Source organism: Acinetobacter sp. AOR14_HL (genome assembly GCF_027855175.1).
In the GTDB taxonomy this organism is placed as follows: domain Bacteria; phylum Pseudomonadota; class Gammaproteobacteria; order Pseudomonadales; family Moraxellaceae; genus Acinetobacter; species Acinetobacter calcoaceticus.
This window is the reverse complement of sequence record NZ_JAKTII010000015.1, coordinates 25,410-44,912: the sequence shown is the minus strand read 5'-3', so window position 1 is coordinate 44,912 and position 19,503 is coordinate 25,410. Positions and strand designations below refer to the sequence as shown.

The 19,503-nt window shown below is 37.8% G+C and carries 22 protein-coding genes and 2 tRNA genes; 16 read left to right on the top strand and 8 right to left on the bottom strand.

Features of this window, described 5'->3' with window-relative positions:
• Window positions 1-75: 75 nt before the first annotated feature.
• Window positions 76-151 (bottom strand) — tRNA-Gly (locus tag MKL38_RS14625).
• 45 nt (window positions 152-196) lie between these two features.
• Window positions 197-272: transfer RNA gene (locus tag MKL38_RS14620), tRNA-Gly, on the bottom strand.
• A 230-nt stretch (window positions 273-502) separates the two neighbouring features.
• Here MKL38_RS14620 and MKL38_RS14615 point away from each other — a divergent pair.
• From MKL38_RS14615 to MKL38_RS14595, 5 genes are all read left to right on the top strand, one after another.
• On the top strand, window positions 503-811 hold the full coding sequence (locus tag MKL38_RS14615; protein WP_004640501.1) for a BolA family protein: 309 nt from the start codon (window positions 503-505) through the stop codon (window positions 809-811).
• 11 nt (window positions 812-822) lie between these two features.
• Window positions 823-1,215: a SirB2 family protein gene (locus MKL38_RS14610; protein ID WP_005037496.1), complete on the top strand. Its 393-nt coding sequence runs from the start codon at window positions 823-825 to the stop codon at window positions 1,213-1,215.
• 76 nt (window positions 1,216-1,291) lie between these two features.
• The gene (locus MKL38_RS14605) at window positions 1,292-2,134 is read left to right on the top strand and encodes a ParA family protein (protein WP_003655596.1); all 843 of its coding nucleotides are present in this window, start codon (window positions 1,292-1,294) and stop codon (window positions 2,132-2,134) included.
• Between the two features lie 10 nt (window positions 2,135-2,144).
• The gene (locus tag MKL38_RS14600; RefSeq protein WP_004795328.1) at window positions 2,145-2,531 is read left to right on the top strand and encodes a hypothetical protein; all 387 of its coding nucleotides are present in this window, start codon (window positions 2,145-2,147) and stop codon (window positions 2,529-2,531) included.
• Between the two features lie 214 nt (window positions 2,532-2,745).
• Window positions 2,746-3,336: a LysE family translocator gene (locus MKL38_RS14595; RefSeq protein WP_017391531.1), complete on the top strand. Its 591-nt coding sequence runs from the start codon at window positions 2,746-2,748 to the stop codon at window positions 3,334-3,336.
• A gap of 7 nt (window positions 3,337-3,343) precedes the next feature.
• Here MKL38_RS14595 and MKL38_RS14590 read toward each other — a convergent pair whose 3' ends face one another.
• Window positions 3,344-3,985 (bottom strand): DedA family protein, encoded by a 642-nt coding sequence (locus MKL38_RS14590; protein WP_017389191.1) that lies wholly within the window; start codon window positions 3,983-3,985, stop codon window positions 3,344-3,346.
• Between the two features lie 194 nt (window positions 3,986-4,179).
• On the opposite strand from MKL38_RS14590, the gene MKL38_RS14585 reads away from it, so the two are divergent.
• Complete coding sequence (locus tag MKL38_RS14585) at window positions 4,180-4,617, top strand: DoxX family protein (protein ID WP_003655588.1); 438 nt, start codon at window positions 4,180-4,182, stop codon at window positions 4,615-4,617.
• Between the two features lie 68 nt (window positions 4,618-4,685).
• Here the strand turns inward: MKL38_RS14585 and MKL38_RS14580 are convergent, their stop codons facing one another.
• Window positions 4,686-5,903 carry a DUF445 domain-containing protein gene (locus tag MKL38_RS14580; RefSeq protein ID WP_170834095.1) on the bottom strand — a complete coding sequence of 406 codons (1,218 nt, stop codon included), beginning with the start codon at window positions 5,901-5,903 and terminating at the stop codon, window positions 4,686-4,688.
• A gap of 385 nt (window positions 5,904-6,288) precedes the next feature.
• Here MKL38_RS14580 and guaA point away from each other — a divergent pair, with 385 nt between their 5' ends.
• Together guaA and hemG are read left to right on the top strand one after the other, a co-directional pair.
• Window positions 6,289-7,857, top strand: a complete 1,569-nt coding sequence (guaA, locus tag MKL38_RS14575; protein WP_004640513.1) for a glutamine-hydrolyzing GMP synthase — start codon at window positions 6,289-6,291, stop codon at window positions 7,855-7,857.
• Window positions 7,858-8,284: 427 nt separating this feature from the next.
• Entirely contained in the window at window positions 8,285-8,818 is a 534-nt protein-coding gene (hemG, locus tag MKL38_RS14570) for a menaquinone-dependent protoporphyrinogen IX dehydrogenase (protein WP_151743805.1), read from the top strand.
• A gap of 179 nt (window positions 8,819-8,997) precedes the next feature.
• On the opposite strand, the gene MKL38_RS14565 is transcribed toward hemG, so the two are convergent.
• On the bottom strand, window positions 8,998-9,393 hold the full coding sequence (locus tag MKL38_RS14565; protein WP_270903600.1) for a tautomerase family protein: 396 nt from the start codon (window positions 9,391-9,393) through the stop codon (window positions 8,998-9,000).
• 177 nt (window positions 9,394-9,570) lie between these two features.
• Between MKL38_RS14565 and MKL38_RS14560 the strand changes: the two genes are divergently transcribed.
• From MKL38_RS14560 to MKL38_RS14530, 7 genes are all read left to right on the top strand, one after another.
• Window positions 9,571-9,915, top strand: coding sequence for an SMI1/KNR4 family protein (locus MKL38_RS14560; protein ID WP_151743807.1), 345 nt, complete (start codon window positions 9,571-9,573; stop codon window positions 9,913-9,915).
• 210 nt (window positions 9,916-10,125) lie between these two features.
• Window positions 10,126-10,653 (top strand): PadR family transcriptional regulator, encoded by a 528-nt coding sequence (locus tag MKL38_RS14555; RefSeq protein WP_270903599.1) that lies wholly within the window; start codon window positions 10,126-10,128, stop codon window positions 10,651-10,653.
• Between the two features lie 13 nt (window positions 10,654-10,666).
• Window positions 10,667-11,056: a Fur family transcriptional regulator gene (locus tag MKL38_RS14550; RefSeq protein ID WP_270903598.1), complete on the top strand. Its 390-nt coding sequence runs from the start codon at window positions 10,667-10,669 to the stop codon at window positions 11,054-11,056.
• A gap of 22 nt (window positions 11,057-11,078) precedes the next feature.
• Window positions 11,079-11,384 (top strand): DUF3861 domain-containing protein, encoded by a 306-nt coding sequence (locus MKL38_RS14545; protein ID WP_270903597.1) that lies wholly within the window; start codon window positions 11,079-11,081, stop codon window positions 11,382-11,384.
• A gap of 158 nt (window positions 11,385-11,542) precedes the next feature.
• Window positions 11,543-12,490 (top strand): pirin family protein, encoded by a 948-nt coding sequence (locus MKL38_RS14540; protein WP_270903596.1) that lies wholly within the window; start codon window positions 11,543-11,545, stop codon window positions 12,488-12,490.
• The gene (locus MKL38_RS14535) at window positions 12,487-12,894 is read left to right on the top strand and encodes an OsmC family protein (RefSeq protein ID WP_270903595.1); all 408 of its coding nucleotides are present in this window, start codon (window positions 12,487-12,489) and stop codon (window positions 12,892-12,894) included. The genes MKL38_RS14540 and MKL38_RS14535 overlap by 4 nt, the downstream gene beginning before the upstream one ends.
• 112 nt (window positions 12,895-13,006) lie before the next feature.
• Entirely contained in the window at window positions 13,007-13,675 is a 669-nt protein-coding gene (locus tag MKL38_RS14530) for a glutathione S-transferase (protein WP_231764265.1), read from the top strand.
• A 40-nt stretch (window positions 13,676-13,715) separates the two neighbouring features.
• Here the strand turns inward: MKL38_RS14530 and MKL38_RS14525 are convergent, their stop codons facing one another.
• Both MKL38_RS14525 and argS read right to left on the bottom strand, forming a co-directional pair.
• Window positions 13,716-14,330, bottom strand: coding sequence for an SPOR domain-containing protein (locus tag MKL38_RS14525; protein ID WP_045437057.1), 615 nt, complete (start codon window positions 14,328-14,330; stop codon window positions 13,716-13,718).
• Window positions 14,331-14,476: 146 nt separating this feature from the next.
• A complete protein-coding gene (gene argS / locus MKL38_RS14520) occupies window positions 14,477-16,267 on the bottom strand; it encodes an arginine--tRNA ligase (protein WP_270903594.1) in 1,791 nt (596 codons plus the stop codon).
• A gap of 495 nt (window positions 16,268-16,762) precedes the next feature.
• Here argS and MKL38_RS14515 point away from each other — a divergent pair, with 495 nt between their 5' ends.
• Entirely contained in the window at window positions 16,763-18,460 is a 1,698-nt protein-coding gene (locus MKL38_RS14515; protein ID WP_004640531.1) for an NAD-dependent malic enzyme, read from the top strand.
• A gap of 44 nt (window positions 18,461-18,504) precedes the next feature.
• Here MKL38_RS14515 and MKL38_RS14510 read toward each other — a convergent pair whose 3' ends face one another.
• On the bottom strand, window positions 18,505-19,425 hold the full coding sequence (locus tag MKL38_RS14510) for a Dyp-type peroxidase (RefSeq protein WP_151743814.1): 921 nt from the start codon (window positions 19,423-19,425) through the stop codon (window positions 18,505-18,507).
• Window positions 19,426-19,503 lie beyond the last annotated feature (78 nt).

The window sequence follows — 19,503 nt, the reverse complement described above, 5'->3', positions numbered from 1 at the left end:
ATAGATAGACCGTAAAAAATTATGAATCAATGAAAAGAAAAAGGCCCCAGTCTTTCGACTAGGGCCTTTTAAATTTGGAGCGGGAAACGAGACTCGAACTCGCGACCCCAACCTTGGCAAGGTTATGCTCTACCAACTGAGCTATTCCCGCATATATAAGCAGTTTTTACGAAAACTTTCTCAAAAAAAACCAATTTGGAGCGGGAAACGAGACTCGAACTCGCGACCCCAACCTTGGCAAGGTTATGCTCTACCAACTGAGCTATTCCCGCGTGCCGCTTATAATACATTAAGCGAAACATGGGTCAACAACTTTATGCAAATAAATATGCTGATTGCATAAAATAAAAACAGAAATGAGTATTTAGAAGTATTTTTATCGATAAGTTGCCGAATAAATAGACATTTTGTTTGAAGCTAAAGCGTACAAGAGCAACTTTTGTTTGTATGCAGACAGGGTATACTAGGTTCAAATATACGAATAATCGTAAAAGGAAAAGCTATGAGCCTTGAACAACAATTGATTGAACGGTTACAGACCCTTGCACCCAGCCATTTGGAAGTCATCAATGAATCTGCCGGACACGGTGGTTATTTCCCGGGTAAAGAATCACATTTTAAAGTGATTGTGGTGAGTGATGAATTTAATGGATTACGTTTGGTTCAACGTCATCAAAAAGTTTATGCCTTAGCTTCAGACTTAATGAATCCAGGGCAAATTCATGCTTTAGCAATTCATGCTTATTTACCAAGTGAGTGGCAAGGTCAGGCACCTGCTAGCCCAGAATGTGCACATGCACCTAAAAGCTAAGGGTTAATTCCATGGATGCACATTTACTGACTAAAATTATTCACATGACCGCGGTGGCTGCCGCCCTTATGGTTTTTGTATTACGCGCTTCGACTTTGTTTGTGGGTGTGCAAGGCGAACAACCAAATCCGACGGGACGTAAAATATTAGTTGCCTTACAACATCTATCCTTTACCGTAGTTTTTATTACTGGCGCAATTTTATTGGTCATGAAAGACTTTCAGGTACAGCCGTGGTTTTACGCTAAAATTATTCTATTTTTAGTCTTATTATCTTCCCTTATGAAAGCCTTTAAAAAAGATGACACTCTTTTATTGGCGCAACGTAGGGCCGGTTTAATGATTAGCGCTATCGCATTTATTGCTATTATTATTTTAGTGATTGTGAAGCCTGTTTTTGCTTAATTGTTCTACATTCTTTGCCTTTTTGCTTAAGCTCTAGGTTAAACTGCGTACAGTAAAAAAATATGCAGAGGGAAACATGTTAACTCGTGTGGTGTTTAACCAAAAAGGCGGTGTAGGGAAATCAAGTATTACTGTAAATTTGGCCGCAATTAGTGCCAAGCATGGCTTAAGGACATTGGTCATTGATCTTGATCCTCAAGCCAACTCTAGTCAGTACCTTTTAGGGGATGACGCAACTTATTCTGCTGAAAAATCAATTATAGAACCAAATATCGAAAATTTCTTTGATGATGTGTTGGGAAACAATCAACAAAAGGGTTTAATCGGTAATGCGTTAGGTTCGATTTTAAAAGCCCCGCGAAATAAAGATATTGATAGCTTTGTACACTCAACTCCTTTTGCAAAATTAGACGTGCTTCCTGCCAGCCCAACACTTGGTGCTCTTGAACATGCACTTGAAAGTAAACATAAAATTTATAAATTACGTGATTCGATTCAAAACTTAATTGGACGATATGATCGTATCTATATAGATACACCACCTGCATTTAACTTTTTTACTTTGTCAGCACTGATAGCAGCAGATAAAGTCTTAATTCCCTTCGATTGTGATGTCTTTTCAAAGCGCGCGTTACAAACATTGATTGAAAATGTTCTCGAAACGCAAGATGATCATAATGATCGCTTGGAAATTGAAGGAATTGTCGTCAACCAATTTCAAGCTCAAGCAAAATTACCTCGGGAAGTGGTTCAGCAGTTGAAAGATGAAGGGTTACCTGTACTTAATAGCATGTTACCGCCTTCGGTTTTAATGAAAGAATCGCATCAGAAAAATTTACCTTTGGCTCATTTGGCACCAGAACATAAATTGACTCAAGCTTATGAGACATTGTTTGGTGAGATTGAACCAAAACGATAAGAGAAAAATGATGAAAGGCTTATATATTGCGCCTTTGGTGGCAGCCACTTTATTACTAGGCGCTTGTGCGACGACGGTAAAACCGACTTACGTGTCTCCGACACAATATCAATCTTTGGGCTGCCAACAGCTGCAAAGTGAATATAACCGTATTCAACAATATATCGATAATGGAGTACAAACTCCGAAAAGTACCGGTATGGGTGTTGGACTTGGACTCGGTGGTGGCTGGGGACGAGGCGGTTGGGGATTCGGTCCATCCATCTCTGTAAATATGGGACAATCTTCTTCAACCAAGAACACCGAACTTTCACGTGTTTTAGGTCAGCAAGAAGCAATAGTTCAGGCTGCTCAATTCAAAAACTGTCCGATTATTGTTCGAAAAAAGACGAATTAATAGTCAATTTCGCATCACAATATGCTAGTTAAAGCATATTGTGATGAATAAAGTTTAGCAAAATGTTTCATAATAAAATGAATATAAATCAATATATTTTAAATTTTCGAGCTTAATAACTGCTGTATTTTATATAATCAAAAGACTTCATCAACTTGCTATATTTTGCCTATATCGTTTAAGGTGGCCCCATCTTGGATGTTGTGGAAACTTTATGATTGAGAGTTGGTTTTTTGTATTGGCAATGTTGGCTGTTTTGCTCATTCCGGGGCCGACAAATGCTTTACTTGCAACCGCTGCTCATTCTCAGGGTTTATCTAAAGCATTCTGGCTTATTCCAATGGAATGGTTAGGCTATGCCTACGGGATTAGCTTTTGGGCTGTATTTATTCATTTAGCCGCTCCAATTTGGCCAGCACTGCTACTCATTTTGCATATTACGAGTGTGTTCTATGTATTTTGGCTTGCTTTTCACTTATGGAAGAACACCCATTTACAACAGTTCAGTCAAAGTCACCGTAATATTCGCCCCCGTCAATTATTCTTATCTACCTTAAAAAACCCTAAAGCTTTGTTGTTTGCAGCGGGGATTTTTCCTGCTGAAGCATGGAATTCGCCTGAAAATTTTCTTATCGTATTTGGTGTTTTTACATTAATCCTAATTCCGGCTGCAAGTTTCTGGATGATTTTTGGACGGGCATTGTTAACGGGTCCAATAAAAAAAATAAAAGCCGATCATTTATATAAAGGATCGGCCATGTTACTTATTTTATGTATGCTTCCAGTAGTATTCCGGTTTTTCTAAATTAATCTCAAACGTTGGTTTTTCGATTTTTTAGCTTTTGGCGTATAAAACCAATGATTCCCGGTAGAACACTAATAATGATGATGCCAAAAATAAGATGGGTAAAATTATCTTTAACGATTGGCATATTTCCAAATAAGTAGCCTAAAGTTACAAAAGAAGCGACCCAACAGAAGGCGCCAATAATGTTATAAGTTAGGAAAAACTTATAGTTCATGCTACCAGCCCCCGCAACAAAAGGTGCAAAGGTGCGGGCAAATGGTATGAAACGAGCAAAGATAATGGTTTTGCCGCCATGGCGAGCAAAGAATTCTTGAGTTTTAACTAAGTGCTGTTTATTAATGAATCGAGAGTTCATTTCAAACACACGTGGACCAATAAAACGTCCAATATGGTAGTTTACCGTGTCACCTAAAACAGCAGCAATGAAGAGTAGAGTACCTAATACCCATGGATCCATCGCACCTGTAGATGCAGCTAAAGCACCTGCCGCGAATAGCAAACTATCTCCCGGTAAGAAGGGCATAACCACTAAACCGGTTTCAACAAAAATAATTAAAAATAAAATGCCATAAATCCACGTCCCGTAATTTATAATAAATTCGGCGAGATGCTGATCAACGTGTAGAATAAAATCAAGAAGTTCCATGATAAGAGCAAGTGGTAAACCGTGCTCAAATCCTAGCAGTGAGCCTATAGAAAGTCAGTATAAAACATCAAAAAAATACAAATTGATCATCTCGTTTATGCAACGATATATATGGATTTTGAGTATTTAATTATCAATGTCCCAAACCTAGAATGAGCTCATCAATAAATAAGCATTTAAATAAAGGTGGCAATATGTTTAATCCAAATGTAGTGGTCAAAAATATCGTAACGCAATCAGGCGCAGACAGTTTCATTAGCCTTGTTGCGCGTCTTCTTATCGCCTATATCTTCCTTGTTGCGGGTTGGGGGAAAATTACCGGTTATGCAGCAACTGCTGGATATATGGAAGCAATGGGGGTTCCAGCTGGAATTCTTCCTTTAGTTATCTTGGTTGAGTTCGGTGGTGGTTTAGCCTTGTTATTTGGTTTCCAAGCACGTTTTGCAGCTTTTGGGCTTGGGATCTTTAGTATTCTTACTGCTTTTTTATTCCACCAAGGCGGTGCTGATGCAGCGGCGCAATATAACAATGGTATCCATTTTATGAAAAACCTTGCAATGGCAGGTGGTTTATTCTTCTTGATGCTTCATGGTGCTGGCCGTATTAGTCTGGATCATGCAATCGAGAAGTAATATTTAAGACAACAATAAAAAACCGGATGATCAATTCATCCGGTTTTTTTATTTCTATGATTTGAAAATTAGAGCATGAACTGAATTTGTAATTCCCCAACAACAAAACCAAGTACTGCACCAACTGCAATGAGTGCCCACTCATCTTCTTTAAATGCAGGGCGTAACATGCCTTCAAATTCAGAAGGCGTTAATTTCTGCATGCGTTCAATTAAAGTACTACGAATATTCATGGCATCTTCTGCATAAGACTCTACGTATTTCATAGTCTCTGGAAGCCGTTGCATAATGCGTTCAGCAACTTGCGATTTCATATTCTGATATTTTTCTCCGCCAATTGCATATACAACCAATGGGCGAATAACACCAGCTTGCATATCAATTTCTTGTTTTACATGACGGTTAACCAGATCAATAACACGATCAGAATGTGTACCAGAAAATAATTCTTCCATCATATGACGTGAAGTCAGAAGCTGTTTAGAAATGAGCGCAGCATAATCGGCCGCAACTTCATTTTGACGTTTGATAAATAAACCTTGCCATGTATAACCAAAGATTTTTTTAGGATAAAGAGGTCTAAACATCATTTGCAGTGCAATCCAGTCACTGAAAAACCCCACAAAGCCGCCAAACATTGGAAGCATCCACGGGTATTTTCCTTGCGTGACGATCCAGCAAAACATTTGGATCACACCAATACCAAAACCGAAGAAAAATCCGACATTACTGAAAAATTTAAATTCTTGTTTGCCCACTCGTTTAAAAATGTTGTTGAGTAGGCGTTTATCTTTAAGCAAGTTGCTAATAACCAGATGTTTAATATCAAAATATCGGTTCACATCACGTTGTACTTCACCCATGATATGTTCAACAATCTCGGGTGCTTTTGATTGCACACGGCGAATCAGTCTTTGGCGAGCAAACTCTGGCATGCCTTCCCATAACCCAGGCTGATATTCTTGCGCAACATCACGGGTAATATCTTCAGCTGCGGCCAGCAATGGCTTTTCTATTTCTTTAGCAATACGTTTAGGATCTAGGCGGGCAAAAATTTCTTCAGGTTTAATGAGCTTGGCTGTCATCAGTTCAACAGCGATTGTTGCCATTTTCTCGGCTTTGCGTGGCACGATGCCTTGCCAACCTAGAAATGGTTTAATGCCTTTAAATTCAAGTGGCGAAAACATCATCTGAATGGCAATCACCTTGGTGATGTAGCCAATTAAACCACTCATAAAAGGAATAGAGATATACAACCAAAAATGTTGCTGGAAATCTGCAATCATAGTTTGAAGCATTGTTGTTCCTTGGATTTCTATTGATTTTGATAGGGGGCAACAAGCCATAAAAATGGATAATTGTTTAAGCACAGACAAATATCGCTTATGGTATTTACCTTTCCATGGTAATGCCTGTTTTATCGGGTCATCTTAACATCAAATTCATGGCGATGCTGCATAGAATGTGATGAATTTATCAATACGTATGAAGTTTTTAAGATTAACTCAGATTATTGATAAATATAAGTAAATATTGATTTATGCCAGAGAATCTAGCTATAGAAATGATTCAGAAATGAAAAAAATAAGATATATGATGATTTGCGGTGCGCCGAAGCGTGAAAAATGTTAAAATGGCGCGCTTAATTCTTTTGCCATTTAGTGGTTTGTCATGACTACCAATACTCAAATTACTGAAGATCGTATCCTGATTCTGGATTTCGGCTCTCAATATAGCCAGCTCATTGCACGTCGTGTACGTGAAGCCGGTGTTTACTCTGAAATGTATGCTTTTGATATGTCTGAAGAAGACATTCGCGCTTTTAAGCCAAATGGCATTATTTTGTCAGGTGGACCTGAGAGTGTGCATGAAGAAGGCAGCCCACGTGCACCGCAAGTGGTGTTTGAGTTGGGTGTTCCAGTATTGGGTATTTGCTATGGTTTGCAAACCATGTCTGAACAGTTAGGCGGTAAAGTTGAGCCGGGTACTGTACATGAGTTTGGTTATGCCGAAGTTGATATCGTTAAACGTGACCAACTGATTGGCAACCTACAAGACCGTGAAGACCAACTTCATGTCTGGATGAGCCATGGCGACAAAGTGAGCCAAATTCCAGAAGGTTTTAGCATTACTGCAAGCACGCCAAGTTGTCCAGTTGCTGCTGTAAGTGACGAAACACGCCGTTTCTATGGTGTGCAATTCCACCCAGAAGTAACGCACACGGCAAAAGGTGAAGAATTACTTGCAAATTTTGTTCATAAAATTTGTGGATGTGGTGGCCTTTGGACACCTGAACACATCATTGATTTACGTGTAGAGCAGTTACGTAAGCAAATTGGTGATGAAAAAGTTCTTTTAGGTCTTTCAGGTGGTGTTGACTCATCTGTAGTTGCTGCGCTTTTACACAAAGCAATTGGCGACCAGTTAACATGTGTATTTGTTGATAACGGTTTACTTCGTTTGAACGAAGGCGACCAAGTAATGCAAATGTTTGCTGAAAACATGGGTATCCGTGTAATTCGTGCAGATGCTGAAGAACGTTTCTTAACTGCATTAGCTGGTGAAGTTGATCCAGAGAAAAAACGTAAAATCATTGGTCGTGAGTTTATTGAAGTTTTTGCTGAAGAAGCACGTAAACTTGATGGCGTGAAATTCTTGGCGCAAGGTACGATTTATCCAGATGTGATCGAATCTGCTGCAAGCAAACAAGGTAAAGCACACGTCATTAAATCTCACCACAACGTGGGTGGTTTACCAGACGATTTAGAATTTGAATTGGTTGAGCCTTTACGTGACTTGTTTAAAGATGAGGTTCGTAAATTAGGTACGACACTTGGCTTACCACACAGCATGATTTACCGTCACCCATTCCCAGGCCCAGGCTTAGGTGTTCGTATTTTGGGTGAAGTGAAAAAAGAATATGCAGATATTCTTCGTCTTGCTGATGACATCTTTATGCAAGAGCTTCGCGATAGCGGTTGGTATGACAAAACAGCTCAAGCATTTGCTGTGTTCCAACCAGTTAAGTCTGTTGGTGTAGTAGGTGATGGCCGTCGTTATGCATGGGTTATTGCACTTCGCGCAGTTGAAACAGTTGACTTTATGACAGCTCGTTTTGCACATTTACCATACGAATTAGTTGATAAAATCTCAACGCGTATTATGAATGAAATTAAAGATGTATCACGTGTTGTATACGACGTGTCATCTAAACCACCAGCAACGATTGAGTGGGAGTAAAATCGGAGTTTCAAAATGCAATGCATTTTGCCGATTTTACGCCAAGAGCTATGCTCGCGACAGAGGGTTTTCTAAAAGCAGTAGCTTTTAGCTAAATTTATGCCATGAATGAACTTAAAACATTGTTTTAAGTGAAGTGCAAGATGCCTACGGCAGTGTGGTATTTCTAGAATAGATTAATAAAAAGCCGACTTGGAAAAGTCGGCTTTTTCCATCTTGTAACCAAGTTAGAGTCTTAGTAATAGATTTCTATTAAAGGCTCTAATTTTTTCATATAAGCGGCACTATGCTGTTAATTTTATAGATAATTGAAAACCAAGAAATATGAGGGTAAATGGGCCTATCAAAATGCTTTTATAGGTACAATTTTTTAAGAGAAAAATTAATTTATTATTAATAAGTAGCTTTAAGCTGAAGAAATAACTTTATGAAAAAAATATTAATAGCCTTCTCAAGTGTAGATGGACAAACATTTAAAATTTGCAATGCAATTAGACATATATTAGCTAATGATGGGTACCAAATTGACATCGTCTCTATTAATGAGTGTTCTAAAATTAAAGAGGGCTATGCATTTATTCTTATTGGTGCCAGCATTCGATATGGAAATTATCATAAATCCGTTTATAAATTCATTGAGGATAATTTACGTACAATAGAGCAAACAGCTAATGGTTTTCTTTCGGTGAGTGCAACTGCTAGAAAAGTTGGTCGAGATGATCCTTTAGTAGACAGATATGTTCAAAAACTTAAGAAAAGAACAGGTTGGACTCCTTTTCTTGTTAAAATTATAGCAGGAGCAATTGATTACCCTAAATATAAGCTTTTTGATCGTTTTATGATTCAAATGATTATGTTAATAACTGATGGACCTATAGATACTTCTGCGAGATTTGAATTTACTAATTGGCATAAAGTGAGGCTATTTAGTCTTGAAATATCTAATAAATTAAAAAGTTAAATATAATTGGGTATTATCTAAATTTAAAAATTATTCTTGTTTTTTAGTTATATATTTATCAAATCTATAGAAAACAAAAGATATTAGAGATACACATTTATTGGATATTACCAGTAGAAAGAGTGCATAAGTACTTTTCCTACTGCTTAGGTTTTGTAATAGAAAAGTTATAGAGCTTATTAAATATGAATATCAAATCCTAAGTTTACATCACAAGCCGCTTGTCCTCCGCGTATCCCCCAATTTTCTGTGGGTAGTTCGCGAATAAGAATTTTTATATGGTCATCTGGTATATCTAGTGTGGATAAGTTTTTAACGATTGACTGATATAAAATTCTCTTGGTTTCTATTGTGCGGCCAGCAAAGCAGTCAATCTGAATTAAAGTAAAGCATTCTGGTTTCGTCAAATTTGGCGGGCAGAGAAATAAATGTGGCTCATGTATGTTTAAGCGTATATCTCTATCATAATCAGGTAACTTTAATGCCTGTTTACATGCGATATAAACAGCATTTATAAGTTGTTCCTCAAACTGAGATGAATATTTATTTCTAATATCAATACTTATTGTAGGCATAATTTTTAGTGCTTTTATAATATTAAGAGCACAATAGTACATCGATTAGATAACACTTTCTTTCTAATTTTATATTAGGTAGGAAAATAGAAAATTATCTATTAAGAAAAGATAGTTATTTTTAGAATTTATGGTAATAGCTAAAATTTTGTAAGAAGTATAGAGGGAAATAAGGTTATGCCACTATTAAATGAACTAAGAACCAAAATTGAAAATGATTTCCATAGACAACTACCTTACATATATTTTCAGTTATTAGAATTTTCGGATGGTTTTTTATTTGAAAGTGGCGTAGTTATTTATTCTTCTGATGAGGTTTTTGAAAGAAATCAAACTTTTGAAGTTCAAAAATATGCAGGAGACTATTTGGCTATTGGTGATGATAGTGGTGGAATATCTATTCTTATACCATTTCTAGGGACAGGTGTTTTTGTAGTAGATCAGGGGAGTATGGATCCTAATGATATGAGTAAAATTAGTGATTCCTTAATGAACTGGTTTAAAGCTGGGTGCCAAATTTAGCTTTTGGCGAATGAATTTTAAATGAGATAAATAAACCAGGATTGGTTGGATGAGAATAGTTGTTAATAGTGCTTAAGCACTCTTTTTTATTACTTGAATTTTAATAAATATCAAAACAATAGATCTGATCTTATTACTTACACTTGATAAAAGATATATTAAGATATATCTTAATAAACATAAATTAAACATATTAGAGAAACTTTAAAGATGAGACAGCAATCAGAACATCATCATGATGAACACCACGAACATCATGGCGGTCATCACCGTTCAGGGCGTCGTGGGAGGCTTTTTGAAGCGGGTAGAATGAAACTTTTAGTACTTCATCTCATTCAGCAAAGGCCAAAGCATGGTTATGAAATTATTAAAGAAATAAGTGACTTGGTGGGCGACGGCTATACCCCGAGTGCAGGTACCATTTACCCAACTTTAACTAGTCTGGAAGAAATGAATTTCATTACTTTGTTAGACGTGGAACGTAAGCAGTATCAAATCACAGAATTGGGTAAAGCTTACTTAACCGAACAACAAGACAAGCTGACTGAGCTATTAGAAAAATTACGACTTAGACGTGAAATTCACAGTAATGATGAACTAATTGAAATTCACCGTGCGATGGAAAACCTAAAAACAGCCTTACGTTTGAAGTTGAACTCGGCGAGTCTACAGCAAGAGCAGATTTATCAAATTGCCGAAAAAATTGATCAAGCTGCGGTTTCGATTGGGCGATTATAAGTTGGAAATAGAAATGTTAGAGCTACAGCATAAAATCAAAGAAACGGGCCTAAAAGTCACTCATCCAAGACTTGCTGTTTTGTCTTTAATTCAACAGCAAGCAGAAGATCTAACTGTCAAACAGATTTACCAAAAGTTATATGCCCAAAAACAGAAATTAAGTTTAGCCACAGTTTATCGGGTAGTGAACGACTTGGCGAGAGCGGGTTTAATTTCAAATCGTCAACCGCAACGGGATGAAGCTAAATTTAACTTACCAACAGTCGAGAATAATCAATTATTGCAAATTCGCTGTACAGATCTAACAGTCGCTAAACAAGAGCAATTTTTAGCATCTTTACAGTCAGTATTTACACAATTTCAAATCGATCTTAAACAGGTCGAAATCATCCAAAGTCATTAAATTTCTAATAGAGAATTTATATATGAAACAACATCAATATCATGTCACTGTGCAACATTTAAAGAATGCAAAAGGAGAGGCCTCTACATATACCGAGCGTCTTGAGTTCTATACGGGTAATCATGACGATATCTTTGAAATTGTTGAGCGCTTAAAAAGAGCAGATTTTTTTGATGATGAAACTACAAAATCTTTTGGGGTTGGACTAAAACTTTTTAGTGAAGTTATGTTGGAAAATCGAGACCACCCTCTATTTCAAGAGTTTTTCCCACAATTTGGATTGTTCATGAAAAATCTGAAACAACTCGTTAAAACACAATCATCGTAAGCATGCATCATGCAGCTTTAATTTTTCTATAATTAAAAATGGATTGTCCCATTCATATCACCCTGTGTATTACTAAAAGACTATATTGAATAATGAGTGTATTGTTAAGATCACTATAACAACTCATTGCAAAAGCATAGGTAAAAGAGAGTAATATCATGAGCAATAACAATGATTACGATATTTCTGATTCAAACGATTGCGAAAAATTTGCCAATCAGTTTATTCAGGAATTTCCAATTCGCTCTGCTGAAATTGGACAGGGGACAGTGATTAAACGGGCTTTGCCTAGCAGACAAAAAAGAATGATTGGTGCGTGGTGTTTTCTAGATCATGCAGGCCCAGTGTCTTTTCCTGCAGGAGATGGTTTAGATGTTGGCCCTCATCCTCATATTGGTTTGCAAACCTTCACTTGGATGATTGAAGGGACCATGATGCATACTGATAGCTTAGGTTCAAAACAACTTATTCGTCCTAAGCAAGTGAACTTAATGACAGCAGGTCACGGCATTTCTCATACAGAAGTTGCACCTGATACAGAAACTCAAATGCACGCTGCGCAGCTTTGGATTGCTTTGCCAGATCAAAAGCGCAACATGGATCCGAAATTTGAACATTATCCTGAGTTGCCTGTTGTTGAAAAGGACGGTCTAGAATTTACTGTTCTTGTGGGCGAATATCTGGCAACTACTTCTCCAGTAGTGGTACATACACCTTTGGTTGGTGTTGACTTAATTGCTACCGAAGATACGAAAACCCGTATTCCATTAAATCCTAATTATGAATATGGTTTTATGGCATTAGAAGGTATTGCCCATGTGAATGGCCATGAGTTAACTGCTGATAACATGGTTGTTTTGGATATTGGACTGAGTGAAATTGAGATTGAAGTAAAAAAAGGCAATCGTGTTCTTTTAATTGGTGGTGAACCGTTTGAAACGCCAATTTTGCTCTGGTGGAATTTTGTTGCACGTACAATGGATGATTTAAAAGAAGCCCGTGAGCAATGGATTAATCATGATGCGCGTTTTGGTGAAATCCCAGATTATGTTGGTGCACGCTTAGAAGCCCCTGTTCTTCCAGATCAAATGAGAGCATCAAAATGACAGCAGTAATCGCAAGTAGTAAAGCAAAGCCCCTTGCCGAGCAATGGAAGGGTGAGATTACCAGTGGTCGCCATCAATATTTTTGTGATGAGCCTGAAAAGCTAGAAGGGCAAGATCAAGGCCCAGCGCCTTATGATTTGCTTACTGGAAGTTTGGCAGCTTGTACACTCATTACTTTAAGAATGTATGCGAAGCATAAAGGTTATGATTTTGGTGAGTTCTCAATTGAAATTGATTTTCATACCAATAGAGAGCATGAAGAACATATAGAACGTCGTATTGTTTTTAAAGACTTACCAGATGAAGAACTTCAGCAAAAAATCTTAGCGGTATGTGGTAAAACACCAGTCACTAAAACTTTGTTACGTAGTTTAGACATTCATACTGTGCTTATTACAGTGTAAAAATGCTATTTTGTGGAGGTGGATGATTTTATATCCATCCCACAAATGGAATAAAACAGCATGTTCACATGCTGTTTTTTATGTAAAAAGAAAAATAAAAGCAGGCAATAACATGATTAGTTTACACCACCTGGAATGCTCGCGATCGTTTCGAATTTTATGGGCTTTAGAAGAATTAGGCTTAGATTATGATATTCATTATTATCAGCGCTTACCTAACTATTCCGCTCCAGAAACATTGAAATGTATTCATCCTTTGGGTAAGGCTCCAATTTTGACAGATGATGAGCAAGTCATCGCAGAATCTGCTGTGATCTTGGAATATCTACAGCAACATTATGATCAGAAGCAGCAATTTAAACCTACGCAAGCTCAAAATTTACAGCAGTATATTTATTGGATGCACTATGCAGAAGGCTCACTCATGCCACTCTTAGTCATGACTTTGGTCATGAATAGTGTAAATAAGCATGTGCCGTGGTTAATTCAACCAGTAGCAAAAAAAATCACGGAAGGGGTGAAGGCAAATTTTGTCCGCCCACGTATGAAAGATCATATTAGTTTTTTAGAAAACTATTTGGCAGAGCATGAATATTTTGCAGGTGATTTTTCATTTGCTGATATTCAAATGAGTTTTCCTCTAGAAGCTTTGCAATCACGCTTACAAGGGAAATACCCTAATATTCAGGCTTTTTTACATCGTATTCGGCGAAGGGTAGCGTTTCAAAAAGCGAAAAAAAAGGGAATTGGTTCTAATGAAAGGAATTGTGCTGATATTTAAAAGAAAAGGAACAAATATTTGTTCCTTTTTTATTTGTATTTTACTTGCGTTTGATCACGATAGAGTCAATGCCGCTGTGTTGTAAAGTCTGTTGAGCAGCCAATGCAGCGTCTTGAGTGTCATAAGGTCCAGAAATAACACGGTACCATATTTGCCCATTTTCAGTACTCTTAACTACATCTGCAGATAAGCCATTTAAAATGATTTCTGCACGGCGAGCATCAGCTTGATCTGGGTCATTATAGCTGCGAACCTGTAAAATATAAGTAGGTTGCTGAGGAGCGGTGGCTGATGGATTCGTATCAATTCCTACACTTTCTGAAGCAGCTGGTTGAGTTGCACTTGGTGCCTCAACAATCATGGCTGTGCCTTGATTTTTGCTTTCAGGAATCGCTTGTTCCGGAATAGGTGTTACTTGCTGTTGGGGTAATAGATCGTAGAAACGATAGTCTTTATTCGTATCTTCTTCTTGATAATGTTCAGAGGTAATCTGATTTTTTGCAGGAACAGGTTGCCAAGGTTTCCAAAGCATAAGCATTACAGCGATACATAAGACCGCCAAAATAGCAACAAGTGTCCCTAACCATTTGGGAATTAGGGGCTTTTTAGGCTTGTTAGGTCTTTCAGATACACCGCGTTGCGTTTTGCCAAACACGTGGATTATTCCTCTGTATTTTGATTGTTTTAATTCGAGTTTGATTCTCGTATTACGATGCTAAAAACAGTGGCTTGTATAAGCTATTTTAACTCTACAAACCACTGCTTACTATATGTTGCATGACCTGCCATGCAATATAATTTTTACATAGAGTCTGGTGCAGATACACCAAGTAATTCTAAACCATTATGCAACACTTGTTGTACATTGATTGAAAGCAATAAACGTGCTTGTGTAAGCTCAGCATCATCGCCTAATACTTTATGTTCATTGTACCAAGCGTGGAACAAGGCAGCTAATTCTTTTAAGTAGTTACCCACCTGATGTGGTTCATACGCATTTGCAGCACGCAACACTGCATCTGGATAAGCTGCCAGTTTAGCAAGAATCTCAGTTTCAGCATCAAGAGATAGGCGAGTAGCATGTGTACGTGCAGCATTTACATCGAATTGTAAGCCTGTGCTTAACGCTTTTTCTAACATACGGCAAATACGTGCATGTGCATATTGAATGTAATACACAGCATTGTCTTTACTTTGTGACACAGCAAGGTCAAGGTCGAAGTCAATGTGTTGTTCACTCTTACGCATCACGTAGTAGAAACGAGCCGCGTCGTTGCCCACTTCTTTACGCAAGTCACGTAAAGTCACGAACTGACCTGAACGAGATGACATTTGAACCATCTCTCCGCCACGCCATAAACTTACAAACTGAACCAAAAGCACAGTCAATTTTTTAGAGTCGTAACCCATTGCATCAATTGCCGCTTTTACGCGAGAGATATAGCCGTGGTGATCAGAACCCCAGATATCAATCAGGTCGGTATAACCACGTTGTAATTTATTTAAGTGGTAAGCAATGTCTGATGCAAAGTAGGTGGTTTGACCGTTACGACGCTTAACAACACGGTCTTTTTCATCGCCAAATTCAGTCGATTTAAACCAGATGTTGCCATCTTTTTCATAAAGGAAGCCACGTTGATCAAGTGTTTCTAAAGCTTCGTCAATTTTTGCGCTAAGTGATGCTTCGCTAAACCATTGGTTGAACGTTACACCAAAGTCAGCAAGGTCATCTTTAATGTCATCTAAAATGGCATGTAGTGCTGCTTGATGGAATACGCGGTAGCCTTCACCCAGTAATTGTTGAGAGTTGGCAATAAGACCATCAATATGTTTTTCTTTGTCGCCAGATAAAACGACTTTATTGCCGTCGCTATCTAGTTCTTCAGCATACTGTACATCTTCTGGTACATCTTTATAGACATTAGCCACTTCACGAAGATATGCGTCGCCATCTTTATCAATAATAGTCTGTGCTATTTCTTTAACGTAATCGCCTTGATAAGCATTTTTTGGGAATACAAGGTTTTGACCTAGTAATTCTAAATAACGTAAATAAGTAGATGTCGCCAAAATATCCATTTGACGGCCAGCATCATTTACATAGTATTCGCGGTCAACTTTAGCACCTGTTGCTTCAAGTAATTTGGCAACAGTCATACCATATGCAGCACCACGACCATGACCTACATGTAGACTAGACGTTGGGTTTGCAGAAACGAATTCTACTTGGATCTTTTTCGCTGCATTTGCCTGACTGCGACCAAAAAATTCTTTTTGTGCTTGAATCTGGTCAAGAATAGCAAAGCGCTGGTCTGCATTTAAAAAGAAGTTAATAAAACCAGGTCCTGCGATTTCAGCTTTGCTGATATCTGCAACTTCTGGTAATGCAGCTAGAACTTTCTCAGCTAAATCACGTGGTTTCATACCAGCAGCTTTCGAGCCGATCATGGCAATATTAGAAGCAAAGTCGCCATGGCTTCGGTCTTTGGTGCGTGTTAAGTTGCTTGTGTTATTCCAGTCGGAAGGAAGCACCCCTTCTTGTTGAAGAGTTTGCACTGCATGGTCGAGAGCTGCTTGTATTGCCGTATTCATATCAATCGAAAATAGATGTCGCAGAAAAACGTCAAATATAGCAAATTTCCTATGAGTTAGGGGAGTGGATTTAATATTCCAGTAATTCTTTTTGTGCAATTTACTGAGGATTATTTTTTAAATGAATATTGCAGGGTGAATCACTTCACTATTCTAAAAACAAACAAATACAAGCCTTCTAAGAAATTTTAAAAAGTAGATTAGCTTTTAATCTCACCATTATTTCTTATAAAAATGGCTATGTAAGTAAAAATATATATTAAAAGCTTTTTAAATTAGATAAATAAAAGAATTTTTAAAAATATAAAATTATTAAGATATTGATATTTATTAATTATTTTTAAACATGTTTTAACTAAATAGTCTTCAATTTTAACATCACGGTTTAAAATATCTATTTTGAACGAATTAGGCTTAAGCTTATACGCACAAAGAGTTTTAGAGACCATACAAAACGTGTTTTTCTCTACTCTAAGCTGGAAAATGAGATAGGCAATGATATCAGGACACCCAAGTAAACATCCCCTTTATATCCCATATGCAGGTTTTACACTTTTAGAGTTACCACTTTTAAATAAAGGTTCGGCTTTCACTGAAGAAGAAAGAAGTAACTTTAACTTACACGGTTTACTCCCCCATATTATTGAAACTATTGAAGAGCAAAGCCAGCGCTCTTATCAGCAATATTGCGCTTTCACTGATGATATCAATCGACATATCTATTTGCGTAATATCCAAGATACCAACGAAACCTTGTTCTATCATTTAATCGAAAATCATCTCGAAGAAATGATGCCGATTATTTACACCCCAACCGTAGGTGAGGCATGTCAGCGTTTCTCTGATATCTATCGTCGTCACCGCGGTATCTTTATTTCATATCCAGATCGTGATGTGATTGATGATATTTTGCAAAACGTAAATAAAAACAATGTAAAAGTTATCGTGATTACGGATGGTGAACGTATTTTAGGTCTTGGTGATCAAGGTATTGGCGGAATGGGAATCCCGATTGGGAAACTTTCACTCTATACGGCTTGTGGTGGTATTAGCCCAGCCTATACATTGCCAATTACAATTGATGTTGGTACGAATAATCCACAATTGTTAAATGATCCGATCTATATGGGTTGGCGTCAGCCACGTATTAGTGGCGATGAATATTACGCATTTGTAGATATGGTAATTGAAGCTGTGAAGCGTCGTTGGCCAAAAGCATTAATTCAGTTTGAAGATTTCGCACAAAAAAATGCGATGCCACTTTTGGAAAAATATCGCGATAAAATTTGCTGTTTTAATGATGATATTCAAGGAACAGCAGCGGTATCTGTAGGTAGCTTGATTGCTGCAAGTCGTGCCGCAGGCAAGCAATTAAAAGATCAAAAAATTGCTTTCTTAGGTGCGGGTTCGGCAGGTTGTGGTATTGCAGAACAAATTGTTGCACAAATGATTGCAGAAGGTTTAACCGATGCAGAAGCGCGTGCTCGCGTTTATATGGTAGACCGTTTTGGTTTGATTACTGAAAATCAACCAAACTTGCTCGACTTCCAGCGTAAGTTAGCACAAAAAGCTGAGGTGGTTGATCAGTGGGGCAATATCGAAGAAGTCATTTCACTACTCGATGTTGTTAAAAATGCTAAGCCTACAGTGTTAATTGGTGTTTCTGGACAGCCTGGCTTGTTCACAGAAGAAATTATTAGGACTTTGGCAGCAAATTGTGAACGACCAATTGTAATGCCATTATCTAATCCGACTTCACGTGTTGAAGCTGTACCTGCTGATATTGTGGAGTGGACTGAAGGTAAAGCATTAATTGCAACAGGTAGTCCGTTTGCTCCTGTGAATCATCACGGCAAACTTTACAATATTTCGCAGTGTAATAACTCGTACATTTTCCCAGGCATTGGTTTAGGTGTTGTGGCATCGGGCGCTAAGCGGGTTACAGAAAATATGTTAATGGCATCAAGTAGTGCTTTAGCAAATTGCTCTCCATTGCTTAAAGATCCACAAGCTGATTTATTGCCGCCATTGGGTGAGATTCAACAAGTTTCTAAAGTTATTGCGTTCGAAGTTGCAAAAGCTGCTATGGCTGATGGTGTCGCTGTAACAATTAGTGATGATTTGTTGAAACAGAAAATTGATCAGTCATTCTGGAAACCTGAATACCGTAAATATAAGCGTATTCCTTTCTAAGAATGAGAATGTAAAAAGAGGAGCTTAAGCTCCTCTTTTTTATTTTAGTCTTCTAGAATTTCTTCTAGCAACTCTTCACTAGGTGCAAAGTAATAAGCGCCATCAAGTGGGGTCACGAAATGCAATAAACGGTCGTGGATACCATCTCCACTTGTACCGAACATGCGCTTTAACATAGCGTCAATAATGGTCAAGTCTTTGGTGTAGGCAATGAAAAATAGGCCTTGATCACCTCGACCATCTCCATAAGGTAGGCTATGACGTAGAATTTCCATTTCTTCGCCTTCATCATCTTCAACAACAGTGCGGGCAACATGGGCATTTTCTGGTTTAACGTCATCATCTAATTCAATAGATTCAAGTTTGGTGCGGCCCATAACATTTTCTTGCGCATCAACTTTCAATTTTTTCCACTTTTCTAAATCATGGGCATAGCGCTGCGCGAAAATGAAACTGCCATCTGCAAATACCCCAGCACTTTCTGGTAAGAGCGCTGTCTCAGCTCGGTCGTCTGGAAATTGAGGATTTTCGGTTCCGTCTATGAAGCCAGTCATATCTCGGCCATCGAAATAACGGAAGCATACACGCTCATCAAGAACCTCAACTTTATCTTGAATACCTTCAAAAAATGCTTGGCTCAATGCAAAACAAATATCAGAACGCATGCTGGCAATATGAATGAGAACATCAGCTGGTACAACGGGCATGTTGAATGCACCTTGTTCAGGCGCAAGTTGCTTAAAGCCTACAGGAGTTTGAGAATATAGTTGTTTCCATAGTTCAGGGCCAAAAGCGACTGCTGTTTTGATTTGGGCATCTGAATGTTGAGTAATAAGGCGGTCACGTGCTTCAAATAAAGCATTAAGTTGGTTTTTTAATTCATCAATAGTTAAGTCTTTTAAACGAAGAACAATAAAGCGTGCATGGTCTGATGGCAACGGCAAAATGACAGATTGAGCACTCATTGGAAGGAATCTCCTCGATTATAATTTGATATGAGTTTTAATTATTGTGCCTGATGCGCAGAGCTGTTAGTAGTCTAT